The organism is Mesorhizobium sp. M0410 (assembly GCF_040321435.1).
GTDB lineage: Bacteria > Pseudomonadota > Alphaproteobacteria > Rhizobiales > Rhizobiaceae > Mesorhizobium.
Window position 1 is genome coordinate 1 of record NZ_JAMYRN010000041.1, and the last position, 19963, is coordinate 19963.

General features: G+C 60.1%; 18 protein-coding genes and 2 pseudogenes. 6 read left to right on the forward strand and 14 right to left on the reverse strand.

What is annotated here, in order from left to right; all coding sequences use genetic code 11:
- Positions 1-127: 127 nt before the first annotated feature.
- The gene (locus NKI63_RS29490; protein ID WP_352468587.1) at positions 128-604 is read right to left on the reverse strand and encodes a UCP036055 family protein; all 477 of its coding nucleotides are present in this window, start codon (positions 602-604) and stop codon (positions 128-130) included.
- Between the two features lie 73 nt (positions 605-677).
- Positions 678-2828 (reverse strand): ParB/RepB/Spo0J family partition protein, encoded by a 2151-nt coding sequence (locus NKI63_RS29495; protein ID WP_352493656.1) that lies wholly within the window; start codon positions 2826-2828, stop codon positions 678-680.
- Between the two features lie 188 nt (positions 2829-3016).
- On the opposite strand from NKI63_RS29495, the gene NKI63_RS29500 reads away from it, so the two are divergent.
- The 3 genes and pseudogenes from NKI63_RS29500 to NKI63_RS29510 all read left to right on the forward strand — a co-directional run bounded on the left by NKI63_RS29500 (position 3017) and on the right by NKI63_RS29510 (position 4169).
- Positions 3017-3637 (forward strand): DUF433 domain-containing protein, encoded by a 621-nt coding sequence (locus NKI63_RS29500; protein WP_352468589.1) that lies wholly within the window; start codon positions 3017-3019, stop codon positions 3635-3637.
- Positions 3634-3768, forward strand: a pseudogene (locus tag NKI63_RS29505) (DUF5615 family PIN-like protein); the annotation flags it as partial. The gene NKI63_RS29500 and the pseudogene NKI63_RS29505, both read left to right, overlap by 4 nt.
- 17 nt (positions 3769-3785) lie before the next feature.
- Positions 3786-4169, forward strand: coding sequence for a hypothetical protein (locus NKI63_RS29510; RefSeq protein WP_352468595.1), 384 nt, complete (start codon positions 3786-3788; stop codon positions 4167-4169).
- Between the two features lie 390 nt (positions 4170-4559).
- Here NKI63_RS29510 and NKI63_RS29515 read toward each other — a convergent pair whose 3' ends face one another.
- From NKI63_RS29515 to NKI63_RS29525, 3 genes are all read right to left on the reverse strand, one after another.
- Positions 4560-5756, reverse strand: a complete 1197-nt coding sequence (locus tag NKI63_RS29515; protein WP_352468590.1) for a DUF932 domain-containing protein — start codon at positions 5754-5756, stop codon at positions 4560-4562.
- Positions 5757-5887: 131 nt separating this feature from the next.
- On the reverse strand, positions 5888-6160 hold the full coding sequence (locus tag NKI63_RS29520; RefSeq protein ID WP_031195148.1) for a CoA-binding protein: 273 nt from the start codon (positions 6158-6160) through the stop codon (positions 5888-5890).
- Positions 6161-6938: 778 nt separating this feature from the next.
- Positions 6939-7823 (reverse strand): LysR family transcriptional regulator, encoded by an 885-nt coding sequence (locus NKI63_RS29525; protein WP_352468593.1) that lies wholly within the window; start codon positions 7821-7823, stop codon positions 6939-6941.
- A 135-nt stretch (positions 7824-7958) separates the two neighbouring features.
- Here NKI63_RS29525 and NKI63_RS29530 point away from each other — a divergent pair, with 135 nt between their 5' ends.
- Positions 7959-8870, forward strand: a complete 912-nt coding sequence (locus tag NKI63_RS29530) for a DMT family transporter (RefSeq protein ID WP_031195147.1) — start codon at positions 7959-7961, stop codon at positions 8868-8870.
- A 282-nt stretch (positions 8871-9152) separates the two neighbouring features.
- On the opposite strand, the gene NKI63_RS29535 is transcribed toward NKI63_RS29530, so the two are convergent.
- The 8 genes from NKI63_RS29535 to NKI63_RS29570 all read right to left on the reverse strand — a co-directional run bounded on the left by NKI63_RS29535 (position 9153) and on the right by NKI63_RS29570 (position 16543).
- Positions 9153-9746 (reverse strand): Sua5/YciO/YrdC/YwlC family protein, encoded by a 594-nt coding sequence (locus tag NKI63_RS29535; RefSeq protein WP_352468591.1) that lies wholly within the window; start codon positions 9744-9746, stop codon positions 9153-9155.
- Complete coding sequence (locus NKI63_RS29540; protein ID WP_023722460.1) at positions 9727-10077, reverse strand: recombinase family protein; 351 nt, start codon at positions 10075-10077, stop codon at positions 9727-9729. Before NKI63_RS29540 ends, NKI63_RS29535 begins: the two co-directional genes overlap by 20 nt.
- 259 nt (positions 10078-10336) lie before the next feature.
- Entirely contained in the window at positions 10337-11044 is a 708-nt protein-coding gene (locus NKI63_RS29545) for a DUF1906 domain-containing protein (RefSeq protein WP_023722459.1), read from the reverse strand.
- A gap of 160 nt (positions 11045-11204) precedes the next feature.
- The gene (locus tag NKI63_RS29550) at positions 11205-11819 is read right to left on the reverse strand and encodes a hypothetical protein (RefSeq protein WP_051409769.1); all 615 of its coding nucleotides are present in this window, start codon (positions 11817-11819) and stop codon (positions 11205-11207) included.
- Positions 11820-11994: 175 nt separating this feature from the next.
- On the reverse strand, positions 11995-12870 hold the full coding sequence (locus NKI63_RS29555; protein ID WP_031195141.1) for an Evf family palmitoylated virulence factor: 876 nt from the start codon (positions 12868-12870) through the stop codon (positions 11995-11997).
- A 139-nt stretch (positions 12871-13009) separates the two neighbouring features.
- A complete protein-coding gene (locus tag NKI63_RS29560) occupies positions 13010-13705 on the reverse strand; it encodes a helix-turn-helix domain-containing protein (RefSeq protein WP_031195139.1) in 696 nt (231 codons plus the stop codon).
- A gap of 290 nt (positions 13706-13995) precedes the next feature.
- A complete protein-coding gene (locus NKI63_RS29565) occupies positions 13996-14928 on the reverse strand; it encodes a LysR family transcriptional regulator (protein ID WP_352468594.1) in 933 nt (310 codons plus the stop codon).
- 235 nt (positions 14929-15163) lie between these two features.
- Positions 15164-16543: an alpha,alpha-trehalose-phosphate synthase (UDP-forming) gene (locus NKI63_RS29570; RefSeq protein WP_031195136.1), complete on the reverse strand. Its 1380-nt coding sequence runs from the start codon at positions 16541-16543 to the stop codon at positions 15164-15166.
- A 569-nt stretch (positions 16544-17112) separates the two neighbouring features.
- On the opposite strand from NKI63_RS29570, the gene NKI63_RS29575 reads away from it, so the two are divergent.
- The gene (locus NKI63_RS29575) at positions 17113-17832 is read left to right on the forward strand and encodes a winged helix-turn-helix domain-containing protein (RefSeq protein WP_352451776.1); all 720 of its coding nucleotides are present in this window, start codon (positions 17113-17115) and stop codon (positions 17830-17832) included.
- 176 nt (positions 17833-18008) lie between these two features.
- Complete coding sequence (locus NKI63_RS29580; protein WP_023722452.1) at positions 18009-18233, forward strand: hypothetical protein; 225 nt, start codon at positions 18009-18011, stop codon at positions 18231-18233.
- A 1398-nt stretch (positions 18234-19631) separates the two neighbouring features.
- Here the strand turns inward: NKI63_RS29580 and NKI63_RS29585 are convergent.
- Positions 19632-19963: pseudogene (locus NKI63_RS29585) on the reverse strand (transcriptional regulator); the annotation flags it as partial.

Genomic DNA, 19963 nt, shown 5'->3' on the forward strand with positions numbered 1-19963 from the left:
CCCCCCCCCCCCCACCCCCCCGCCCCGTGTGGGGGGGGCGCCGCGTTTTGTTCAACCCCCCCGGGCGCCGGGCCGCGCGCGCCCCCCCCGGGGCCTGTGGTCGGAGTGGTTCTATGGGGTGAGGCGATCAGGCGGCCGCGCGGCCCTCAATGACGTCGGCGCCGACCTCATCGGCGGAGACCTCTTCGAGATAGGCTCGGCTGTACGAATTGCTGGCGAGCCAGCGTTCGGCCGCCTCGCGATCCTTGGCGGGATAGAGCAGTTCCGGGCTGTCCCCGAGTTCCTGCAGGACGCGGACCATGCCGATCATGGAACGCTCCATGACCTCGAAACGCAGGTCGCTTTCAACGGACCATGTGCGCCTGACCGAGACGACGATGATGCCGCCCTGCCCGAAATCACCCTCATGCAGGGTGAAGTAAGCCGGCGAGCTATAGGTCGCGCGCTCGCGCGGCGGTTCCTTCCTGACCAAACGACCGACGCCGTTGCGGCTCTCCCAGGCGGCGAGCTTTTTGGTGAAGCGAGCCGGCGGTTTCGCGGTGCCGGAGCGGTACCGGATAACGCTCCCCAGAGGAGCGGATTCGTACACGATATGTGCGGACATGCGGGTTTCTCCATGTCGGAAAACGAAAAAGGGCCCGGCGGGAGTGCCGGGCCCGGTGCGAGCGTGAGGCCGATTATTTAGCGGCCTGGAGGTGATCCGCCTCGCCGCCGTCGATGGTCACCGGCTCATCGGAGGACGGATCCGCATCGTCGGCGAGGTAGGCCGGCAGCTCGGTGGCATCGCCGTCGAGAGCCGCCTCGTCCGACATGTCGCCGGCGATCGCATCGCCAGAATCGGTAGCAACTTCATCGACCTCAACGCGCAGCGGCTCGGGCAGCCAGTTCGACCGTTCGAGAAGACGCGCGGCCTCACGCGCCATGATGTCCTTCTGCATGTGGTCGATCAGCTGCGCGGAGTCTGCGCCACGAGCTTCACGGACAGCCTGTAGAATCCGCGCCTTGGTGAGCCGCCCGAGGAACTCGACCGTAGGCGTCCAGCCGGCGTTGACCATGTCGAACTGGAGCGAGCGGCCAAGCATGTCTGCATGCTCGAGCGCCTTCGGTCGCCTGTTCCAGGGTTCGACCACCGCATTGAGGGTCAGCGAGACGCAATGCGCGAACAGCGCCTTGCGGCTTGCTTCGTCGAGGCCGAACAGGAAGTCCCACAGGCCTTCCGCCTCATCGGGCAAATCGCGGTCCCAGGCTTCGTGCCGCTCGGCGATCTCCTTGGCCCAGGATGTCTCGGCAAGACCGTCGACCTGGCTGAAGCTGCCGCTCTTCAGGCTGATCTCCAGGCACGTGTCCGGCGCGAAGCGATAGAAGACCTGCAGGACGAAGGCATGGAGTGCGGCGATGATGGCGATGTCGACGTCACCGGCGAGCGCGTTGCGCAGTGCCAGCGTGCGCTGCGCGGTCAGGTCGAAGACGAGCCGATCGGGCAGTGGCTTGATGTCATCATCCTCGCCGTCGGCGCCAGAGGTGTCGTTCACCGGCTCGCCGTTGACGACAACACCATCGCCATCGTCGTCGCCATTGGATCGCGTTCCGCCGGCGGCGCCCCCTTCCTCGCCCACATCGACGTCGCCGGTTTCGGTCCGCGGCTCGTCCTCGGACCGCACGAAACCGGCGTCGACCTGGAGTTTGCCGTTCGCGGCAAGCGTAACGAACACACCGGCAATGGCCTTCTGGGCGGGATCGTAGGTTTGAGGACGATCATCGATCGCATCGAGCTCGGCACCCAGCTGGTCGAGCTTCGCCTCGATTGCTTCGTCGGCATCCTCGGCCTGGGCATAGTCCACATCCAGCTTGTCGTATTCGGCCTTCAGCGCGTCGTAGCGTTCGATCTCCTCGGCGCTGAGCTCCTGCGCCTCGGCGTAGATGCGCCGCATCCCGGAGGTGTGGCCATAGGGAAAGCTGATCGCCGCATCCACCCATTTCCAGCCTTCGGCGCGGATCGCCTCGGCATCCACCTTCAGCCTGTCGAAGACAAGCTGCTCGAGAAGTGCGGCATCCTGGAACCAGCCGCCGGAATCCTGCTCGAAGAGATCGCGAAGGATGACCCCGCCGGCAGCCTCATAAGCTTCGGCGCCGACATAGACGGCACGGCGATCATCGGCGCGAACGGTGGTCTCCGTCAGCAGACGCCTGATGTAATACGGTTCCTGCGTGTGCGAGCTGGAGATCCGCTCCCAGACCTGCTCCTGGCGCGCATGATCGTCGGAGATCGAAAACGCCATGATCTGTTCGAGCCGGATTTCGTCCTTCTCATAGAGGTCGAGAAGTTTCGGCGACACAGAGGCGAGCCTGAGGCGCTGTTTCACCGTCGCCGGCGACACGAAGAAGCGGGCGCCGATCTCGTCCGGATCGAGACCGTGATCGCTTAGCGTCTTGAAGGCACGAAACTGGTCCAGCGGATGCAGATCGGCGCGCCGCAGGTTTTCAGCAAGCGAGTCCTCTTCGGCCGAGGTCTCCTGCCCGCGGTTGACGATGCAGGGGATTGGCTCATCCTTGGCCAGGCGCTTTTGCTTGATGAGGATACCGAGCGCGAGATAGCGACGACCGCCGGCCGGCACCTCAAACGTGCCGGTCTCCTCGCCCTCGCCGTCGAGCATCGGACGGACGTTCAGGCTCTGGATGAGCTTTCGCCGCCCGATGTCATCAGCCAGCTGCTCGATAGACACGCCGTCCTTGATGCGCCGGACATTCTTCTGCGACAGCCTGAGCTTGTCATAGGGAATGTTCTCCGCGGCGTTCATCGCGATCTTCTGAATGGCGTTCTTTGCCATGGTCAGGTTCTCCATGACGGGCGGCCGGGGCCTCTCCCCGAACCTCCAAGCCCGTCAGGAAACCTCCCCGCCCCCTCTGCCTCCCGTCGGGCGTCTGGCACGGACGCCGCCGGCTGCCGCAAAGCTTCGCTGGACTGCGGAAGGCAGAATGGCTATATATCTTCCACGAATGTGGAAGGATTATTGTCATGCCGGGGTTTAGCAGCGAAGTGCTCACCGTCAATGAGGCGGCGGCGGTAACGCAGGTGCCGCTCAAGCAGGTGCATCGCATCATCGATGCCGGATTGCTGCGCGGCCGTGTCGAGACACGCCGCGGCAGCCGCGTCATCATCGGAGCGGGTCTCGTCGGCCTACGCCTCGCCTGGCTGACGGCGGAGACGCTGACGCCTGCCGCGCGGCGGCGGATCGTCGAGCACGCCATTGCCGATGATGCTGCGCCCGTGGTCGCGGACGATCCACTTAAGGTCGACCTGAAGCCGATTGCCGCCGGGGTAAGGACCGGCCTCAGCCGGCTGAGGAAAGCCAAGGCCATGGTGGCGCGCGATCCAGCGGTACTTGGCGGTCAGCCGGCCTTTATGGGAACACGCGTGCTTGTTCATGACGTTGCCGACATGCTCGCCAATGGCGATACGCCCGGGACGATCCGTGCCGCCTATCCGCAACTGACTCTCGACCAGATCGGGCTCGCGGCCGACTATGCGCTCGCCTATCCGCGGCGTGGCCGTCCGCCGGTCAAGCCGGCGTGGCGCAGCACGGCGGCGAAGTCGACACGCACGATCCGTCTCGACGATCTGCCGGCCGTTTCGTGAAATTCCTGATCGACGAATGCTTGAGCCCAGAGCTTGCGAAACTGGCGCGCGAACGGGGTTTTCCCGAGTCGAGCCATGTGCGCTGGCTGGGCCTCGCCGGCGCCAAGGACCATATGGTGACCCGGCGCGCGGTCGCGTCGCGCTCGACATGCTCGACGACATTCCGCCGCTCGCCGCCGCCTCCGCGCCATCACTGGGGTTGGTCGAGACGGTTCGCGTTCCTCCGAACGGCGCGCCGCCTGAACCCTGCAAAAGCCATCACCGCCGGTGCACGCACCGGCCGCAGGGCGGCTATGTGCTCGTCACGCACAACACGACCGACTTTCGCGGCCTCTATCGCCGCGAGGAGCTGCATGTCGGGCTGGTCGCCTTCAACACCGCCCCTGGCCTGATGAGCCTCGATCTCCAGCACAGGCTCTTTCATCTCGCCCTTTCCGAGCTCGGTGGGGAGGAGGCATGGAACGAAGTGCTGGAGATTACCGTGGATGTCGCGCGTACCATCACCATCGAACGGTTCAACCTCCCCGACTGACGGACCTCCGCGTTCGTTTCCTGCAATCGGGCTGCCAGAAGCCGCCGCTCGCAAACGAAAAAGCCCGCCGCGGGAGGAGGTGCGGCGGGCTTGATTTGGACGACAGCATTCGGGAGGAATAAATGCCGTCCCTGGTCGCCAAGGTCGGGAGGAGGTGACCCGGACGAAACTCGATATCGACAGACTACTCCCTTCCGCGCAGCCGAGAAACATTAATTGTGCATAGCAGCATTGCGATTTTGTGCGGCGCACACTTAGACTGAGAGATGTGTTTGCCAGACCGGCAGCGCAGGCCGTGTGCTGCGCCCCGCAGCGATGCACATGTTCGAAACTGGCGGCATCAGCAGCCCGGTGACGTTACCTACTCCCGCCGCGCGCAGCATTGCAGTATCATGCTGCCAGATCGAGAAGCTTCTTGGCCTTGCCCTCCATCTCCAGGCGAACATCCTGATGCGGCTTGTCGCGCGCCACCCGTGTAATGCCCTGCACGAAGTCGAAAATCGAGGCGGGCGGGTGCCCTTCCTCCGAAAGCACGGCATCGATGATCTTCGTCGTCTCCGCCTTGGAGAAGCCGCGCTTGCGCAGGAAGCTCTGGCGATCTTCGTCGTCCCGAGCGACGACACGCTCCCGCGAAGCCTTGATGCCATTGACGAACGGCATGGGCGAAGACTCCGCGAACTGGATCAGCGCTGGCTCGGCTTCCAGGGCAAAACGCGAGGCGGCATATTTGGAATGCCGGATAATGATTTCCTGGAAATCCTGCACGCCCCAGAGGCAACGATTCTGGCACACTGCACGTAGATAGAAGCTGGCGATTCCAAGCGTGCGGGCGCCGACCTCCGAGTTCCAGCAATAAAACCCCCTGAAAAAGACGTCGGGCGAGCCATCGGGCAGCTTGCCGGCTTCGATCGGATTCAGGTCGTCGACGAGGAAGACAAAGACATCACGGTCGGACGCATAGATCGTCGTCGTGGCATTGGAAATGTCGACATTCGGATTGTAGATTCCCGTTGACCAGTCGAGCACGCCAGGAATCTTCCAGCGGGTGTCGCCGGTACCGTTGCCGGCGATTTTTTGGACGGCCGCGATCAGCTCTTCATCGAAAATCCTGCCATAGTCCGGACCTGTAACCGCTCGCAGCTCGAGGCGTCCGTTCTCGATTTCCAGCGTCTTCACCTGCTCGGCGCGGCGGTTGAGGAGACCGTGCTGAAGGTTGATCGCCGCGAGCGGGGCCGGAAGCTGGCGCAGATAGGTGGCCGGTGCACCTACCAGGCTGGCGAGTTGGCCAAAACTCCAATGCGTGGGGGCAACTGGGGCAGGCGCATCGGGCAGCATTAACCTCAGGCGCTCCGGATCGTCGCGGCTCGCCTCGACGCGGATCAGCTCACTCTCGACGATGCGGGTCTTGCTGCGCTCCGACCGGGCCTTCACCGAATTCCGAAGGTCGGTGAGCGACAGGTATCGCTCATCCGCCGGCCGGTTGAACCATTCTGACGACACGCGGCCGATGCGCTGACCGCGGCTGACGTCGACCTTGTAACCGGCACGCTCGTTGCGGGTGGGCGTGTGAATTTCCATCTGTGTCATGGTTGGAGCTCCTCGGCGGGCGCCGGGAGACTCTCTCCCGGACCTTCACCCGCCACCGCAGCCCACCCACGCTCTTCCTCTGTCGGCATCCGCGCGCCACCAGAAGCGTCGGCATTGCCGAAGCGGCCGCGTTAGGGGCCGACACCAAGCACCGCCAGATCCGGCGCCTCGTCAACGTCCGCGAAGGCGGCGAAGCATGGCCTCCCCAGGATTTCGGTCTGACGCGGATCGATGAACTGGATGCGCCCCGAATATCCGGCGCTGACGACGGACTGGGCCAGCCGCAAGCCGAATGAGCCTTCCCTGCCGGACACCCCGGCAACCACCATGGAGCGGGTGTCCAGCATCGGTGCCAGACGGTGCTGTCCAAGTAGACCCGCGCGCGTTGTGGTTACCGCGTCCATGGCTACTTCCCCTTGAACTCGGAATTGCGCTTTTCCGAAAAGGCGACGGCACCTTCGTTGAAGTCATCGGAGCGGAGCATGCGCTCGTAGTGCTGTAAGCCGCTTTTGCCCACCCATGCCTTGTGGCTTGCCTCATGCGCCGCCTCGACCGAGAGGTGTGCGGTGGCCCGAATGAATTGAAGGTCCGGTCATGATCGTTACCATGGACCGTCCACGACGGATGCCATCGATACGGCCGTCAGCACGATGGTGACACGGATGTCCTGAGGCACGGCACTCCCTTTCTCCCGCAGCCGGAGGCTGGCGCTTCATTAAACGAGCTCATTCTGGCGGCTTGACCGCCGCACCGGGTTTTGTTGTGATTACCCCACTGTAAGGGCAACCCAAAGAAAGCATGCCAGGGTTGATGACAAGACGTGGTTCGACTGGAAGCAATGGTTCCAGCACTTCGGGGTAAACGTGTCGGAAGGGGCTGCCGGGTCCTGTGTTCGACAACCACCTCATGATGAGGCAGGCTGCCTTGGCTGGCAGCGGAATAGCGTTGGGTCGGATTGGCACGGCGAGCGAACAGGTACGCCGCGGCCAACCGGTTGAGCTCCTGCCTGGGGAAGATCAACGCCCCGGTAACGTCTATCTTGTTTCGCTCAAAGAAACGCCGTGGAACAAAGCTGCCGCGCTTTTTGCAAACTGGCTCATGTCCATGCCTGGTCCGGCTTTCGATCCAGTTAGACATTCCACGACACGGAACAATGCGACCGTAGGACTTGAGAAGTTCTAGTTATCGCCCAACGGCAAACGCTGAAAAGTCGAAGGTATTCACATAATCGCGGAATGCGGCCTGCGCCTTGGACTGGTTCTTCAGGTTGGGAAAGATCAGCATCATTTCATAGGGTGGAATTTCCCAGCCCGGGAGCAACTCCACAAGGCGGCCGACCGCCACGGACGGCTGGCACACGTAAGCGGGAAGGAGTGCGACCCCGCCGCCCGCGATGCAGGATTGCAGCAGGAACCCCATAGAATCCGAGGTCGCAGCCGGCGGAGGCCGCAGGACGATCGGTGTGTCGTCTGACGAGAACACCCATTCGGGCTGCGCATCATGCACCAGGCAGCGGCGATCTAGAAGATCGGTCGGTTCCTGAAGAGGACTGCCAGCCGCCAGATAGGCTGGAGCGGCGACGAGAACCCGTTTAATCGAGGAGACACGCCGCACGATCAGGTCCTGACCTGTGGTCGTGCCAACGCGAGAAGCGAAATCAACCCGCTCGCGGATGACGTCGAGATGCCGGTTTGTGGCGATCAGTTCGACGGCGATGCGGGGAAACTGCGTGGTAAATCCGTGCAGGAAGGTCGGCATGAAATAGGTGGCAGTTACCTCTGGGCAGGTGATCTTCAGCGTCCCGACAGGCTGTTCCTTGAGATTGGTCAACGCCATGTCCGCGGCCGAGACCTCAGCGCGAACGCGGCGGCAGTATTCGAGATAGACCTGGCCGCTGCCGGTGAGGCTTACGTGCCGGGTGGAGCGATTGAGAAGCCGCAGCCCCAGACGTGCTTCAAGCTGGGCGATGCGCTGGCTGACAGTGGATTTGGGCATCCCGATCCGCCCCCCGGCGCGAGTAAATCTGCCCGTTTCGGCGACTTCGGCCAGAAGGATCATGTCGTCCACGCTGTACAAAGCGACGCATCCTCTCTCGTGTCGTTGCTCATTGTACAATAACACGGACAAAATTTCCGTATGATCGGAATTGTTGGAACGTTCTTGGCTCGGTAGCCTCGGCACCCGAAGCAGGGAACGCGAAAAATGTCGATCAGTCAGACGGCCCCCAAGGCGGACAGGGTGGGCATCGCCATTGCGGCGATGGTTTTCACGGACCTGACGCTTTCCATCGCGGATGCGATCATCAAGGTCACGATCTCGGACATGCCGCTGTCGCAGTTCATTTTCCTGCGGTCCTGCGTCACGCTGCCCTTGTTGATCTCGATCCTGAAATGGCGCTTTCCGCAGGTGTCGTTGCGCCCAGCCTATCCTGGCTGGGCCATCGTGCGAAGCAGCCTGCTTCTGTCGAGCCTGCTGATCTATTACGCTTCGCTACCGCGCCTCGATTTCTCGATGGCGGCGGCGGTCTATTACACGATCCCGCTGTTCATTACCCTTTTTGCGGCCTTCTGGATCAGGGAACCTGTCGGGATGCAAGGTTGGGTCGGAGTCGCCCTCGGCTTCATCGGTGTGCTGCTCATGCAGAAGCCGCAGGCCGGCGACCTTGGCATCCATGCCGTGATGCCGCTGGTTTCTGCAATTCTCTACGCTCTGGCGATGGTGCTGACGCGCACCAAGAGCCGTGGCGAAAACCCCTTCGTTTTGGCGCTGATCTTCAACCTGATAGCGATCGTTCTCGGGGGCAGCGCTAGCTTGGCGACCGTGATGGCAGGGAGCGAGGGTGGACAAAGCCTGTTCATGGGCGCGTGGATTCCAATGTGCTGGACCCAATGCGCGCTGATCGGGCTTTTGAGCATGACGATGCTGATCGGCAGCGTCGGCACGGCCATCGCCTACCAGTTGGGACCATCCTCGATCATCTCGACTTGGGACTTTTCATATCTAGCCTTCGCTGTGCTATGGGGCGTCGTGCTGTTCTCGGAACGTCTGGATGCGGCTTCCATGCTCGGTATCATTCTCATCGCACTGGCCGGGATTATCGTCATCCGGCGTTAGCGGCGATATATTGGAGCACCGAGGCCGGATGATGGCTTCGGGCTCTTTGCTACTGTCGCAAAACTGCTTGACCTTCGCACGCTGCAAAAGTCTGCGATTCAATTTTGCCAAACTTGGGAAAATTGAGACATTCGGCATCAGGAGATGACAACGATCTCCCTTGAGACAGGTTGAGCGTGACGATTTGGAAAGACCCGTGGGGGGAAGACGTTCGGCCCCGCGTACGTTCGACGACTGCGCAGGAAGCGGCCAATGATGATTAGCACCTGGCCGAAACCCTCATCACCATCGCCGGCAGAGTAACATCAGCTGGGTCGAACGGTAGCCCGGATTCCGGTCGGCCACAATGAGGTCCGGCTTCGTGTCGAACAGGCTTCGATACAGCCCCAACGCCTGCCTCCACGCGTTCTGGTTCTTCAGCTCGTCGAGGTCGCCGAGATGCTGCGACAGCAGCGCGTTGCCGTCGCCCGCCAGGCAGAACGCGGCCTTTAGGTCGCCGCCCGCAGCCAGCGCCCTGACCGGGCCATCGAAGCCCGCCGGCAGCGCCAGCGGCTCCGGCGCGAAGCCGCGCGCGCGCCGCAACACCGAAATGCCGTGCCCGTCGAATCGCACCACGCTGTCGTCGAGCCGGTTGACAATCTCGCGGTCGTGCATCAGCCAGAAGTCGGCGATCCCGGCAAGCTCCTGCCGCGCCTCGTCATTGTCCGTGCATTGCGGCTCGCCCGAGCGATTGCCGGAGGTCATCACCACCGGACCGTCCAGCGCCCGCAGCAAGAGATGATGCAACGGCGTGTAGGGCAGCATGAAACCGAGCCGCTCGTGCTGCGGCGCCACGCCCGCCGCAACGCCGCAGCTGTCACGGCGCTTCACCAGCACGATCGGCGCCGCTCGGTTCCGGCACTGGCCGGCTTGTCGTCGTGTCGATCGCTTCTGTCAGCGAGCGGAAACCGGCGCTGGTGGCTTCGATCCGCTCCATGATCGTGAGAACGTCCTTGAGTGAGCGAGACAGACGGTCGAGCTTCCAGACGACGACAGTGTCGCTCTCCCTCAAATGATCAAGCATCCTGTGCAATTCCGGCCGCTCCCAGCGACCGCCGGAGGCCTCCTCCTTGAGGATACGCTTGCACCCGGCATCGGCGAGCGCCCTGGCCTGCGCCGTGTTCGACTGGTCGTCGCCTCTGCTCACGCGGGCGTAGCCGATCAGCACTCTGGTTCCTTTCGCAAACGGTCGTTTATGGAAGGCCGAGGGTGTCCACGAGAATACAGGTGCGGAGCCTTTCATAATCCTCTTTCATTATGGCGCCGTAAGGCAAGCGGTTTGTGAAGGGATGAACGATGCCGGGATATCGATGACGAAGACGCAGCGGGAGAAGCTTCCGGTGCAGCCTGACAAGGCGTGGGCGCGCCTTGTACCGTTCGTGAGGAATCGACCATGCGAAAGCTCTTGGCCGGCCGGGAGCGAAGATTTAGCGCTCCTCGCGCAGCAACTTTGAACAACGCAGACGTTCGTTCGCGTCGCGAGAGGGGAGAGTACCTGCCGGCCCAAATTGACCAAAGTTTTCAAGGGCCGGATTGACGACATTTCCATCGTATCCGAAGCCCCCGATCTCGGAACGCTTTTCCATAAACTTTTGGAAAAGCGACCAATCCCCCTGCTTGAGCGCTTGTCTCGTTCCGGACCATCCCAACGAGCCAGAGAGCCATATATGGTCCACCAGCCCCTGGCGCTTCATGTGGTGTCCGACCGTGCCCGATCCGTAAACGCCAACGAGATAACGGCCAGCCAACGCATTCCGCACACTCCTGAAGTAGGGTGCTACCCCTGCAAGATGCTGTGGTGTGTGGTAGTCCCAATCGACTGCAAAATAGATTCCGGAGCCTTCGGGCTGTCCCAACGCGGCGGCCAGATCAAGCGCACGACCGGAGTCTCGCTCTCCAGCCGCACCATGCAAGTCTCTGATATTGCCGCCCGCGCCACCCCGCTGCTCGAAGGCCACAGCTACCGATATTCCAGCACCATGAAGGGCGGCGAGTTCCTCCCCTGTCAGACATTTTGAGGGAAATGGTGTACTATTCCGATGGTTGTAGTACCGGATTACTGTATTGACGCCAGATTCTGCCAAGCACACAGCAAAATCGCCGACGTTCTGCGGGACGTCGATAATATCGTGCATAGTCCGTCTCCCCGAAGGCCGAAATTATATGGAAAATGCGCAGTTTATACGGTCACCTCGCCCTCCCACGCTATTTCTTCGCGCAGCCTTTTGATGTCATTTCCCGCAGCCACCAACGCGGCGCAGACGCAATCAGCTATTCCTCTGTTTGCCCTTGGGTCTACTGCAGAATGTCGCTACGTCTCTGACTGTGGGACCGCCGGCTGGAGAACAAGCGCAGGTAGTACGGTGAGTCGCTCGGCGAGCTGAAACGGCCGAAAACCTGCGCGATAGTGGATTGCGTTTGCTTGTTTGACAGGTTCAGCGATGCGGAGCGCAATATCGAGGTGATGGCGAGACTGTCAGCGCTTCCAACTTCGACCACGGCAAGGCAGGTTAAAGATAGACGGGATTCCGCGGAGTCGGATTGATCTAGGACGAGGCAATTGAACGCCGTCGGTTCGCCGTGTTTGCTCAGATAGCTACGGATTGCCTTTGCCAGACCGACGCCAGCTTCATTGCCGTCGGCAGCATTCGCGCAAATTGACGCAAAGGCACTGGGCAATTCCGCCACGTCCATCGTGCGGTTTAGCGTTCTTGAAGTCGTGGCGGTTTCCACCTGATTCGGTACCATTTGCGCGGCATTCTGCCATGCTCGAGAATCCAGAGCCCGGGTTTGGTCTTCGAATAGTTTCTGGACCATGGCAGAGCAAATCCTCTCCGCCTCGAGCGGTTGGCTGCTCTGCGGGCCGATCACCAGGAAAAGGCCCGCAGCTGTTTTTGCGAATGGGTTCATGTCTGCTTCCCTATGGAAGCGGGACCGGAGTTCGCCGGCACCGGGGGCGCGATAGAGCATCGGTAGTTCGCAAGGGCTTACCGGACCGCTCTATCGCATCCATGATGCGGGCGACGTTCGCCCAAATCCACGCTATTGGTTAGGTGCGCTGCTTTCGCGATCAAAGGCCTGACGATCAGACCTGCGGCTTGATGTCTTGTTGCGGCGTCGAGCCACCGTTGAAAAAGTTCTTGGCCTTCTTGAACTGGTCGGTGGAGTTCTTATTCACAAGCTCCTGGAAGTTTTCGTGATCGGGGCCGCCTTTGCGGATCCGACGGGTCTGAACGAGATTGGTGACCTCGGCATAGTCCATGTCGACGCGGACGTAGTGGGTCGACGAACAAGAGGATTTCAGCTCGAGGAAGTGCTCTTTGAACTCGATCTGCCGCAGAACGATTGCTCCGTAGTCGTAATATCCGCCTGCCCCATTATCGAGAAGGTAGCTCTGATAGGTGCATGTCAGCGCCTTGTATCGCTGCGCCTTGCCGTTTGCACTGAAGGTGAGATTCCCCATTTCTGTAAGGAAGGACTGGAAATCCAGCAGCAACGATGCCCCGTCGGTAATGATCGCCTTGGCAATCAGCGAGAGGAAAGTAGCTGAGACCGACGTCCCGGCCACCTTTTTTGAAAAACTCTTCAGTTTTTGCCCGCCCATAGAGAGATCTGGAATGTTGCCAACAACATCGGTCCATGTGTTGATATCAAGCTTCTGTGCATCGATGTTCGCATAATGGGTATGCATGTAGTCGTTAATAATTCCTCCTATTGCCAGTAGATTGTCCTGATTCTCATTGAGGGTGCCGCTGTACGTCGGATCTTCGGTTTTTTGGCCGATGAGGTGAAACTGCACTGTCCCTTGAGCGTTGGCGATCGTGTCGTCACTGGGGGGCGCAGCATCTAACTGGGCCAAAACAAGGGGCTTGGCGTAGAAAAATGCGGACGCCGCCTCATAGTGTTCTTTGGAATAGCGCTGTTCATGCTCTTGAACATTCACTGAAAATGCGTTCGACATGCTTTATCCTCCTGCTGTGAGACATGAGCGTTGGTGCGAGAGCTTAAGGTGCCCAAAGCGCGGAAACGCCTCGGAGATGAGATGATCTTTGCGTGCCCGCGTCGCCTTATACCAATTCGCTCCGGCCCCCACCTTTGCGTTAGGCAGGCTTTTCTCTGCGCCGTATCATTTTGCGATAGCGCAGTGGCGAGAGGCCATGAAACGCCTTGAAGGCTGTGGAGAAGTTGTTGCTGTTCTCGTAGCTGAAGGATTCGGCGACCTTGCCGATGCTTTCATGCCCGTTACGCAACCGGTCAGCAGCCTCCGTCATCCGGTAGCGCCGTAGCCAAGTCATTGGCCCGCAGCCAAACGATGTCTCGAAGCGGGTGGTGAGCGTTGTCCTGTTGGTCCCCACCATTCGCGCCAATTCGACGAGGGTGATCTGCTGATCGACCCGCTGCGCCAGCAGACTGCATGAATTCTGAACGATCGGATCGGCTGAGAAGAAAGGCGGGGTAGAACGCTGCGCGAACTGAACGATGCAGGCGGTAAGTCTGCGCAGAACTTCCTGCTCGGTGAGCGGCCACAACAGGTAATCGGAATACCCGTTGGAGAAGACCGCTTGTCGATCCAGGCTCTCTTCCAGCACCAGAGCCAGTTTGACAGGTTCGGGCGAGAGCTTCGCACGCCCGTGCTTGTCGTGAATCGGTTCGCGACAATCGACGATGACGATCTGCGCGGAGCGCCCTGCCCGCAATAAACGGTGATCAAGGATATCGATCTGCCTCAGAGAACTCGCGATTAGTGCCAAGGACTTGCATGCTTCGGGGTCCGAGCCAAGATATGCTGCCAGCATGCAGGCACCTCACAGACACCATGGGAAGCTGGCCTGTGGAAGGCTTGGCGCGGCCGAATGGCGGTCGAAGAGAGGCGGTTTTTGGCCTGTATATAGATGGCTGGGCGTATGATACCTTCTCGTCTGGCCCTGTTGCCTCGCTTCAAATTGTCGAAACCGGCACGGTTTCAATGCGCTGGCACAGCAGAGCCAGCTTCCCCTCCCAACGGGCGAGCAGGGCAATAAACTTTTTCCGTCATATCCTGACGATAGCCCCGGATTCGGATCACGTTTCTTGCCTAGGCGACTCATCAGTCACTTGCCTTCCCAGTTGGGATATTTTGCTCTGTTCCCGCCGCCGCGGCGACGGCGATCTCGTGGCGCAGCCAACGATGCTCCGGGTCGCGATGGGAACGCTCGTGCCAAATCAGCGCGACTTCATAGGGTGTCAATTGCACAGGCGGATCCATAATCGCTAGCGGCAGCAAGGCGGCGATCCTGGTCGCGACGCGGCGTGGTACAATCAACAGCAGATCGGTCGCCGCGATCGCCAACGCGGCCGTCAAGATGTTGGAAACCAACACCGGATCGCGACCCTGGAGATCTAACTTGACCAGTTCGTCATGCACCCGGCCGAAGCCGTCTTTGGAGTCCAAGGCAATGGCTGCGTGGCGCAAGGCCGCGAAGCTCTCGATTGTCCATTCCCGCGCCAGGGCTGGATGGTCGTGGCGCAGCAGGCAGGCAAACCGGTCGGAGTAGAGGCTGCGCCTCAAGTATCCGGGCGGCGAGGCGCTAATCTGCCCTATAGCCAAATCGATCTCGCCTAGCTCAAGCCGCCGCATCGCGCCGGAGAGAAGCGGATCGATGACGACGTCCAGATGAGGCGCGTGCTGGCGCAGCCGGGGCAGGAGCCGCGGCAGCAGGACCAGTCCTTGATGATCGGGCATCGCCATTATCGCCTTCGATCGCCAATTGGCTTGGGCAAGACTGCCGTTCACTATCCCGCGGATCGCATCCAGCACCGGCGGCAGCATTCGGCTCAAGCGTTGGGCCTGCGGGGTCGGAACCAGGCCCATGGAGCCGCGAACCAAAAGATCGTCGTTGAAAATGCCACGCAGCCTCCTCAACGCTCGGCTCATCGAGGGCTGGCTCAAGCCCACGTGTCGAGCCGCATGCGTGACGTTGCGGTGTTCCAGCAGCGCTTCGAGAGCAAACAGCAAGTTCAGGTCAATCGACGCCAGCATTTGCCGCTGCCGTGTGGCGCGAGGTTCCGCGACAAACGGCTGCGCCCGCTTTTTTGAAGTTTCGCGACTGCAAGCGAGCTCATCCACGGCCTTCTCCTCTTGTCTTAGTAAGCGGTGTGCTCGCGCTAAGCGTCAGCACATTCGGCATCGCTCAGCGAGGCCGAAATGCTGCCTGATTCACTTGGTCGCGGTCAGCCTCATGCTGGCGAAGCTAGGCCCAGGAACGCGGCAAAGCTCAGCGCTGATCCAGGCCTAACAGAAAGTCGTCGCACCAGCGATAGACGTTGTATTCGCGGAGCCGGCCGATCATCGCACGCCAACGATCGATCCGCTCATCTAACTGCATGTCCAGGGCTTCTTCGATGGCCCTCGCCGTCGCTTCCGGATCGTAGGGATTGACGAGGATCGCTCCGCCTAGCTCTCTGGCTGCGCCGGCAAAACGCGAAAGCACGAGAACACCTGGATTCTGTGGGTCCTGTGCGGCGACATATTCCTTAGCTACAAGGTTCATGCCGTCGCGGAGCGGCGTGACCAGGCCGACGCGTGCCATGCGGTATAGACCGGCGAGCTCGCTGGGTCCAACGGACCGGTTGATGTAGTGAACGGGCATCCAATCGATCGTTCCGAGTTCGCCATCAACGCGCCCCACCCGCTCGGCGACGTCCTTTTGCATCGCCAGATATGCCGGTATTTCCGTGCGGGATTTCGGTGTGATCTGCAGCAGTTGCGTCTTGCCGATGCGGTGGTCGTTGCTCCGCAGGAAGCGGTCAAACGCGACGATGCGCTTCTCGATGCCCTTCGAATAGTCGAGGCGGTCGACGCCGATCGCGACTTTACAACCGGGAATCCTCTGAGAGGGCTCCTGCAGAGTCTCGCTGCGCGCCGCCTGCTCGGCCAGTCGTTCGAACTCGGCCGTGTCGATGCCGATCGGAAAAACGCCGCAGCGAAACACACGTCCATAGGCTTGGCACACACCGTTTGTGATGGGGTCCGGTAACCCCTGACGGCGCAAGCATTCGGCGAAGTTACTAAGATCGTCATCGGTATGAAAGCCGACGAGGTCATAGCACGAAAGCCCGCGTAGCAAATCATCATAGTGCGGTACGGTGAAGAGGATGTCCGCCGCCGGCCACGGAATGTGCAGGAAGAAGCCGATCTTATTGCCGCAGCCGAGGTTCCGCAGTTCTTTCGCAAGCGGGATCAGGTGATAGTCGTGCACCCATATGACGTCGTCGTCGCTGATGAGCGGCTGCAACAGCTTTGCAAACAGTCGGTTGACGCGCTGATATCCGGACATTCGTGCTTCGGAATACTCGGCGAGGTCGACTCGGCAGTGGAAAACCGGCCAAAGAACCCGGTTGGCAAAGCCGTAGTAATAGTCGTCCAAATCTGTCTGCGAGAGATCGGTAAGCGCATAATTGATCCCGCCGGCCTCCCGGCGTGAGATCGGCCCTGACGGGTCCTCCCCGGCTTTCACCTTCCCCGACCAGCCCATCCATAGGCCGTGCCTTCGCCGGAGCGCAGCGCTCAGCGCAATCGCCATCCCGCCTGGCGGCGGGGAACCATGCTCGTCGGGCAGCGAAACCCTGTTTGAGACTACGACCAGTCTACTCATCTCCACTCTCCTGCTCTCGGACATCCCGCCGTTCATGAAAGCTCCGCCCCCTGAGCGATCTGCACAATAAGACATGCAAGTTCAAAAGAAAGGATAGCATGGGTCTAGAAAGGAGATTGGAATTAGATAAAAGGTTGGGCATCAGGAGTTTCCTGTAGACAGTGGAATTAACATCAAGGCGAGTTCTGCGTCTGATCAATAAATCTCGACGAATCCATACGAATGTCAACTTTTCAGCGATTTAAATTGAAACAAAGCTGAACTGAATTGGAGCCGCCGGGAGAGGAAGTTGGGTGCAAAAGCGCTCCAGTGATGGTGCCAGAGGACCGGAGCGATACGAATCTCAGCGGGGATAAACCCGGTCTGCCGAACGAGTGGTCGCAGAGGACGGACAATCCATCAAAAACTAGCAGGCTTTGGGGGCACTGTTGCGCAGCAGGAACTCCGCATAGGACCTATTTGTCTGCGCTATTCCGCAATACGCCTGATGAAGATTGTCCCACCTGCTGAGCGTCACTAATTTGACTACCGTCCCCGGCAGCCCAAGCTGCAGTCAATAGGAAGTGACCATGAAGAACATTCTCATCGTCGGTCAGGACGCGTTGACGAGAGAACCGCTTATGGGCTTCTTGTCTAAGCATGAGTTTAACATCAGAGCGGTCGAAAACCGCCAGCAGGCCGCCAGCAATATGGCTTCTGAAGCGATTGATCTAGCAATTGTCGACCTGAGCTACGGCCGAGAGGACGGTTTGCAGTTCGTTCGAGATTTTGGTGCCAAGAGGGATCTTCCGATCATCATCATCAGCGGTGACTTCGTAGATGAGGCCGACAAGGTGATTGGCCTCGAAACCGGCGCTCGCGACTACATTACTATGCCCTTCGGGCTTACGGAGTTCCGCGCCCGCGTGCGCGCCGCTATGCGCCAGCGGCCGGAGCGTGACCGAAACACCATCTACCGTTTCGATGACTGGCGAGTTAGCACCAAGCGTCGGAGCTTGCGCCGGGGAACGGATCCTGACGTCAAGCTCACCGCCGGCGAGTTCAACCTCCTGATGGCCTTTCTCAAGAACCCAGGTCGGGTCCTTTCACGTGAGCAGCTTCTGATGGCGACCCGTGTCTATGATCAGGAGGTCTACTACCGCAGCATCGATGTTCTTATCGTCCGCCTTCGCCGTAAGTTGGGGCAGGATAAGGCGCCGCGCCCGCAGTATATCCGCACCGAGCGCGGCGCGGGGTATATTTTCGACAGTGTCGTGAATATTGAGGAACTAAGGACGCGCCGTGGTTGATGGACGGCCAAGATCGCGCGGGAAGCGAACGTGACCCAGCACCACTGCAGGCGCTTCAGAATATCACGAATAGGGTCAGGCTTTGCCTTCTTAGGAATGGCCTCCAGTCACCTGGGCACCTCGTACTACCGGCGTTTCGCGGACCGGTAGGGCCGCGCTGATTTCTGCGTGGACTGATGACGGCGATCGCTTCGGAGTTGGTTGTTGAGATTGCCGATTTTGGCATCGCGGTGGCGGTTTGCGCCGCCTTCGTCGTCATGCGGGCGCAGTTCGCCCCTGGTGCCATACGGGCGGGTGAGATTGTAGGCGAGATTGGCCATGCCGATCTTGGTCTGGCCCGCCCGATGCCGATCGTGCCCACGAACAAGAACTCGCGAGCAGCGGCTGTGGCGGCGACGTAACCTTCGGCCTTGCCGATCGCTTTACCAGTCGCCTTCGCCTGTACCATCAGACCGGCATATTCGCGCGAGGCATCCAGGTCGCAAGCCAAGACGCGATTTCAAATAAGGGGCCTCTCGCGGCGCCGACAAGGTTTCGGGATTTTCCGCTCCTCGCAGGTCGGTAGTGACTGTTGCATACGTGCAACTCAAGCGCGAAGAGTTATCTCAAGGGCCACACTATTCTTGAATTCGGCGGTCAGAATGCGAGTAATCAGCCAAACTCGCCCGATCGAGTCTTCTCGCTACGGGCCACCAATCAACCTGGGACGCCCCTGTGAGTGCCGATACCATTGCTGGCGCAGTGAGCCGGGAGAGCCTCTCTTTCCCATACCTCCGCATTAAACCCGAGACCACTGTGCCAGCCCAGCGCCCTCCGCCGGCTGGCAGCAAGATGACGGCTGCCAAACGATGGGGCTCCGTGCTCTAAAGATAGAAAATGACGTTTGGCCTACTGCACACCGGGATTTTGCCTGTGATCGCTGCCACAAGCCATCGGTGGTCTTGGTGGTAACGAAACCGCATGCGTATGTTTGCCCGCTGTGTCTAGACGGCGATCCTGCCGAGCAAACTGAGCGTTTTGACTAACATTCTCGGCAAGCTTAGAAGGAGTGGTTCGCTCGATAACAACAAACCCCGAAAATACCTCGCTCATTGTCCGGGCCACGCGCTATCTGGATCGTGGAATTTCGTTTCATGAAGAAAACAGCGGCAGTTTTTAATGAGAGATGAAGTAACCGATCTTTTAACTGAGTTGGCCCTTTGGGCGAATGTGGTGATGAAATCGGAAAGGGGCGATAGAATTAAAATTTGCGCCGCCTACGACGCCGGTCTGCAGCTAATCGCTGAGCGTACTACGCCCGGGTCTCCGCCCCGACCGGGCATTGAAGCTTGCATCCTGCAGCATGAGAAACTGAAGGCTGCCGAAGACATCAGCTGCGTAGGTTGGATACTGGCCGCGATCGCCACGCGTGTTGGGGAACGAGATCTTCCGAAATGGGAGGAAGCTCAGAAGGTCATTGGCGCCACGGTTCGGTTGCTTAGTCGCTACCGTCAAACTCGCGTTCATTGAAGCCATGGCCGCGTCGGCGGAATGGCATTACAATACAATGCTGTCGAGCATTCCCTGTAGCGTTGCACGGACGATGACGCCGGTAATTTACGGCTGTATGAACTGAGTGCCTCCGTCTCCGGCTGCGTCAGAAAACAGGTAAGTCAGTCGTTGTCGGGTTGGAAAAGAGGAAGGTCGCTGGAAAAGCGCGGCCAACCCGCCTTCGCTTGCACACAGCCTGCGTTTTGCCAGCTCCTCAACCGCAACGTGCTGTCAATCTTCGTCTTGCCATGTCTTGAACGCCGAACTGTTCACGCCATTGGCGCCGCTTTGTCATCCCGTGCCCCGAAATGAGGCCGTCGTTCGAACGATATGCGCAGTTGCTTATCCGCCAGAAACCGGCGAGCCAGATCGGTGTCGCGCTTACCCACGCGTGACACCCAGTCCGAAAACAGGCGAACCGCGCGCCGATTCATATGCCGCGAAGGACAGACCAGCCAGTATCCCGGAAACTCGATGACCTCGAACTCTATCGAGACCGGAACCAGAGAACCCGACACCAGGTCCTCGAATGCGATGGATGTGCTTTCCAGGACCACACCTGCACCGTCCTTCGCCAGTTGAACCGACATTGACGAACGGT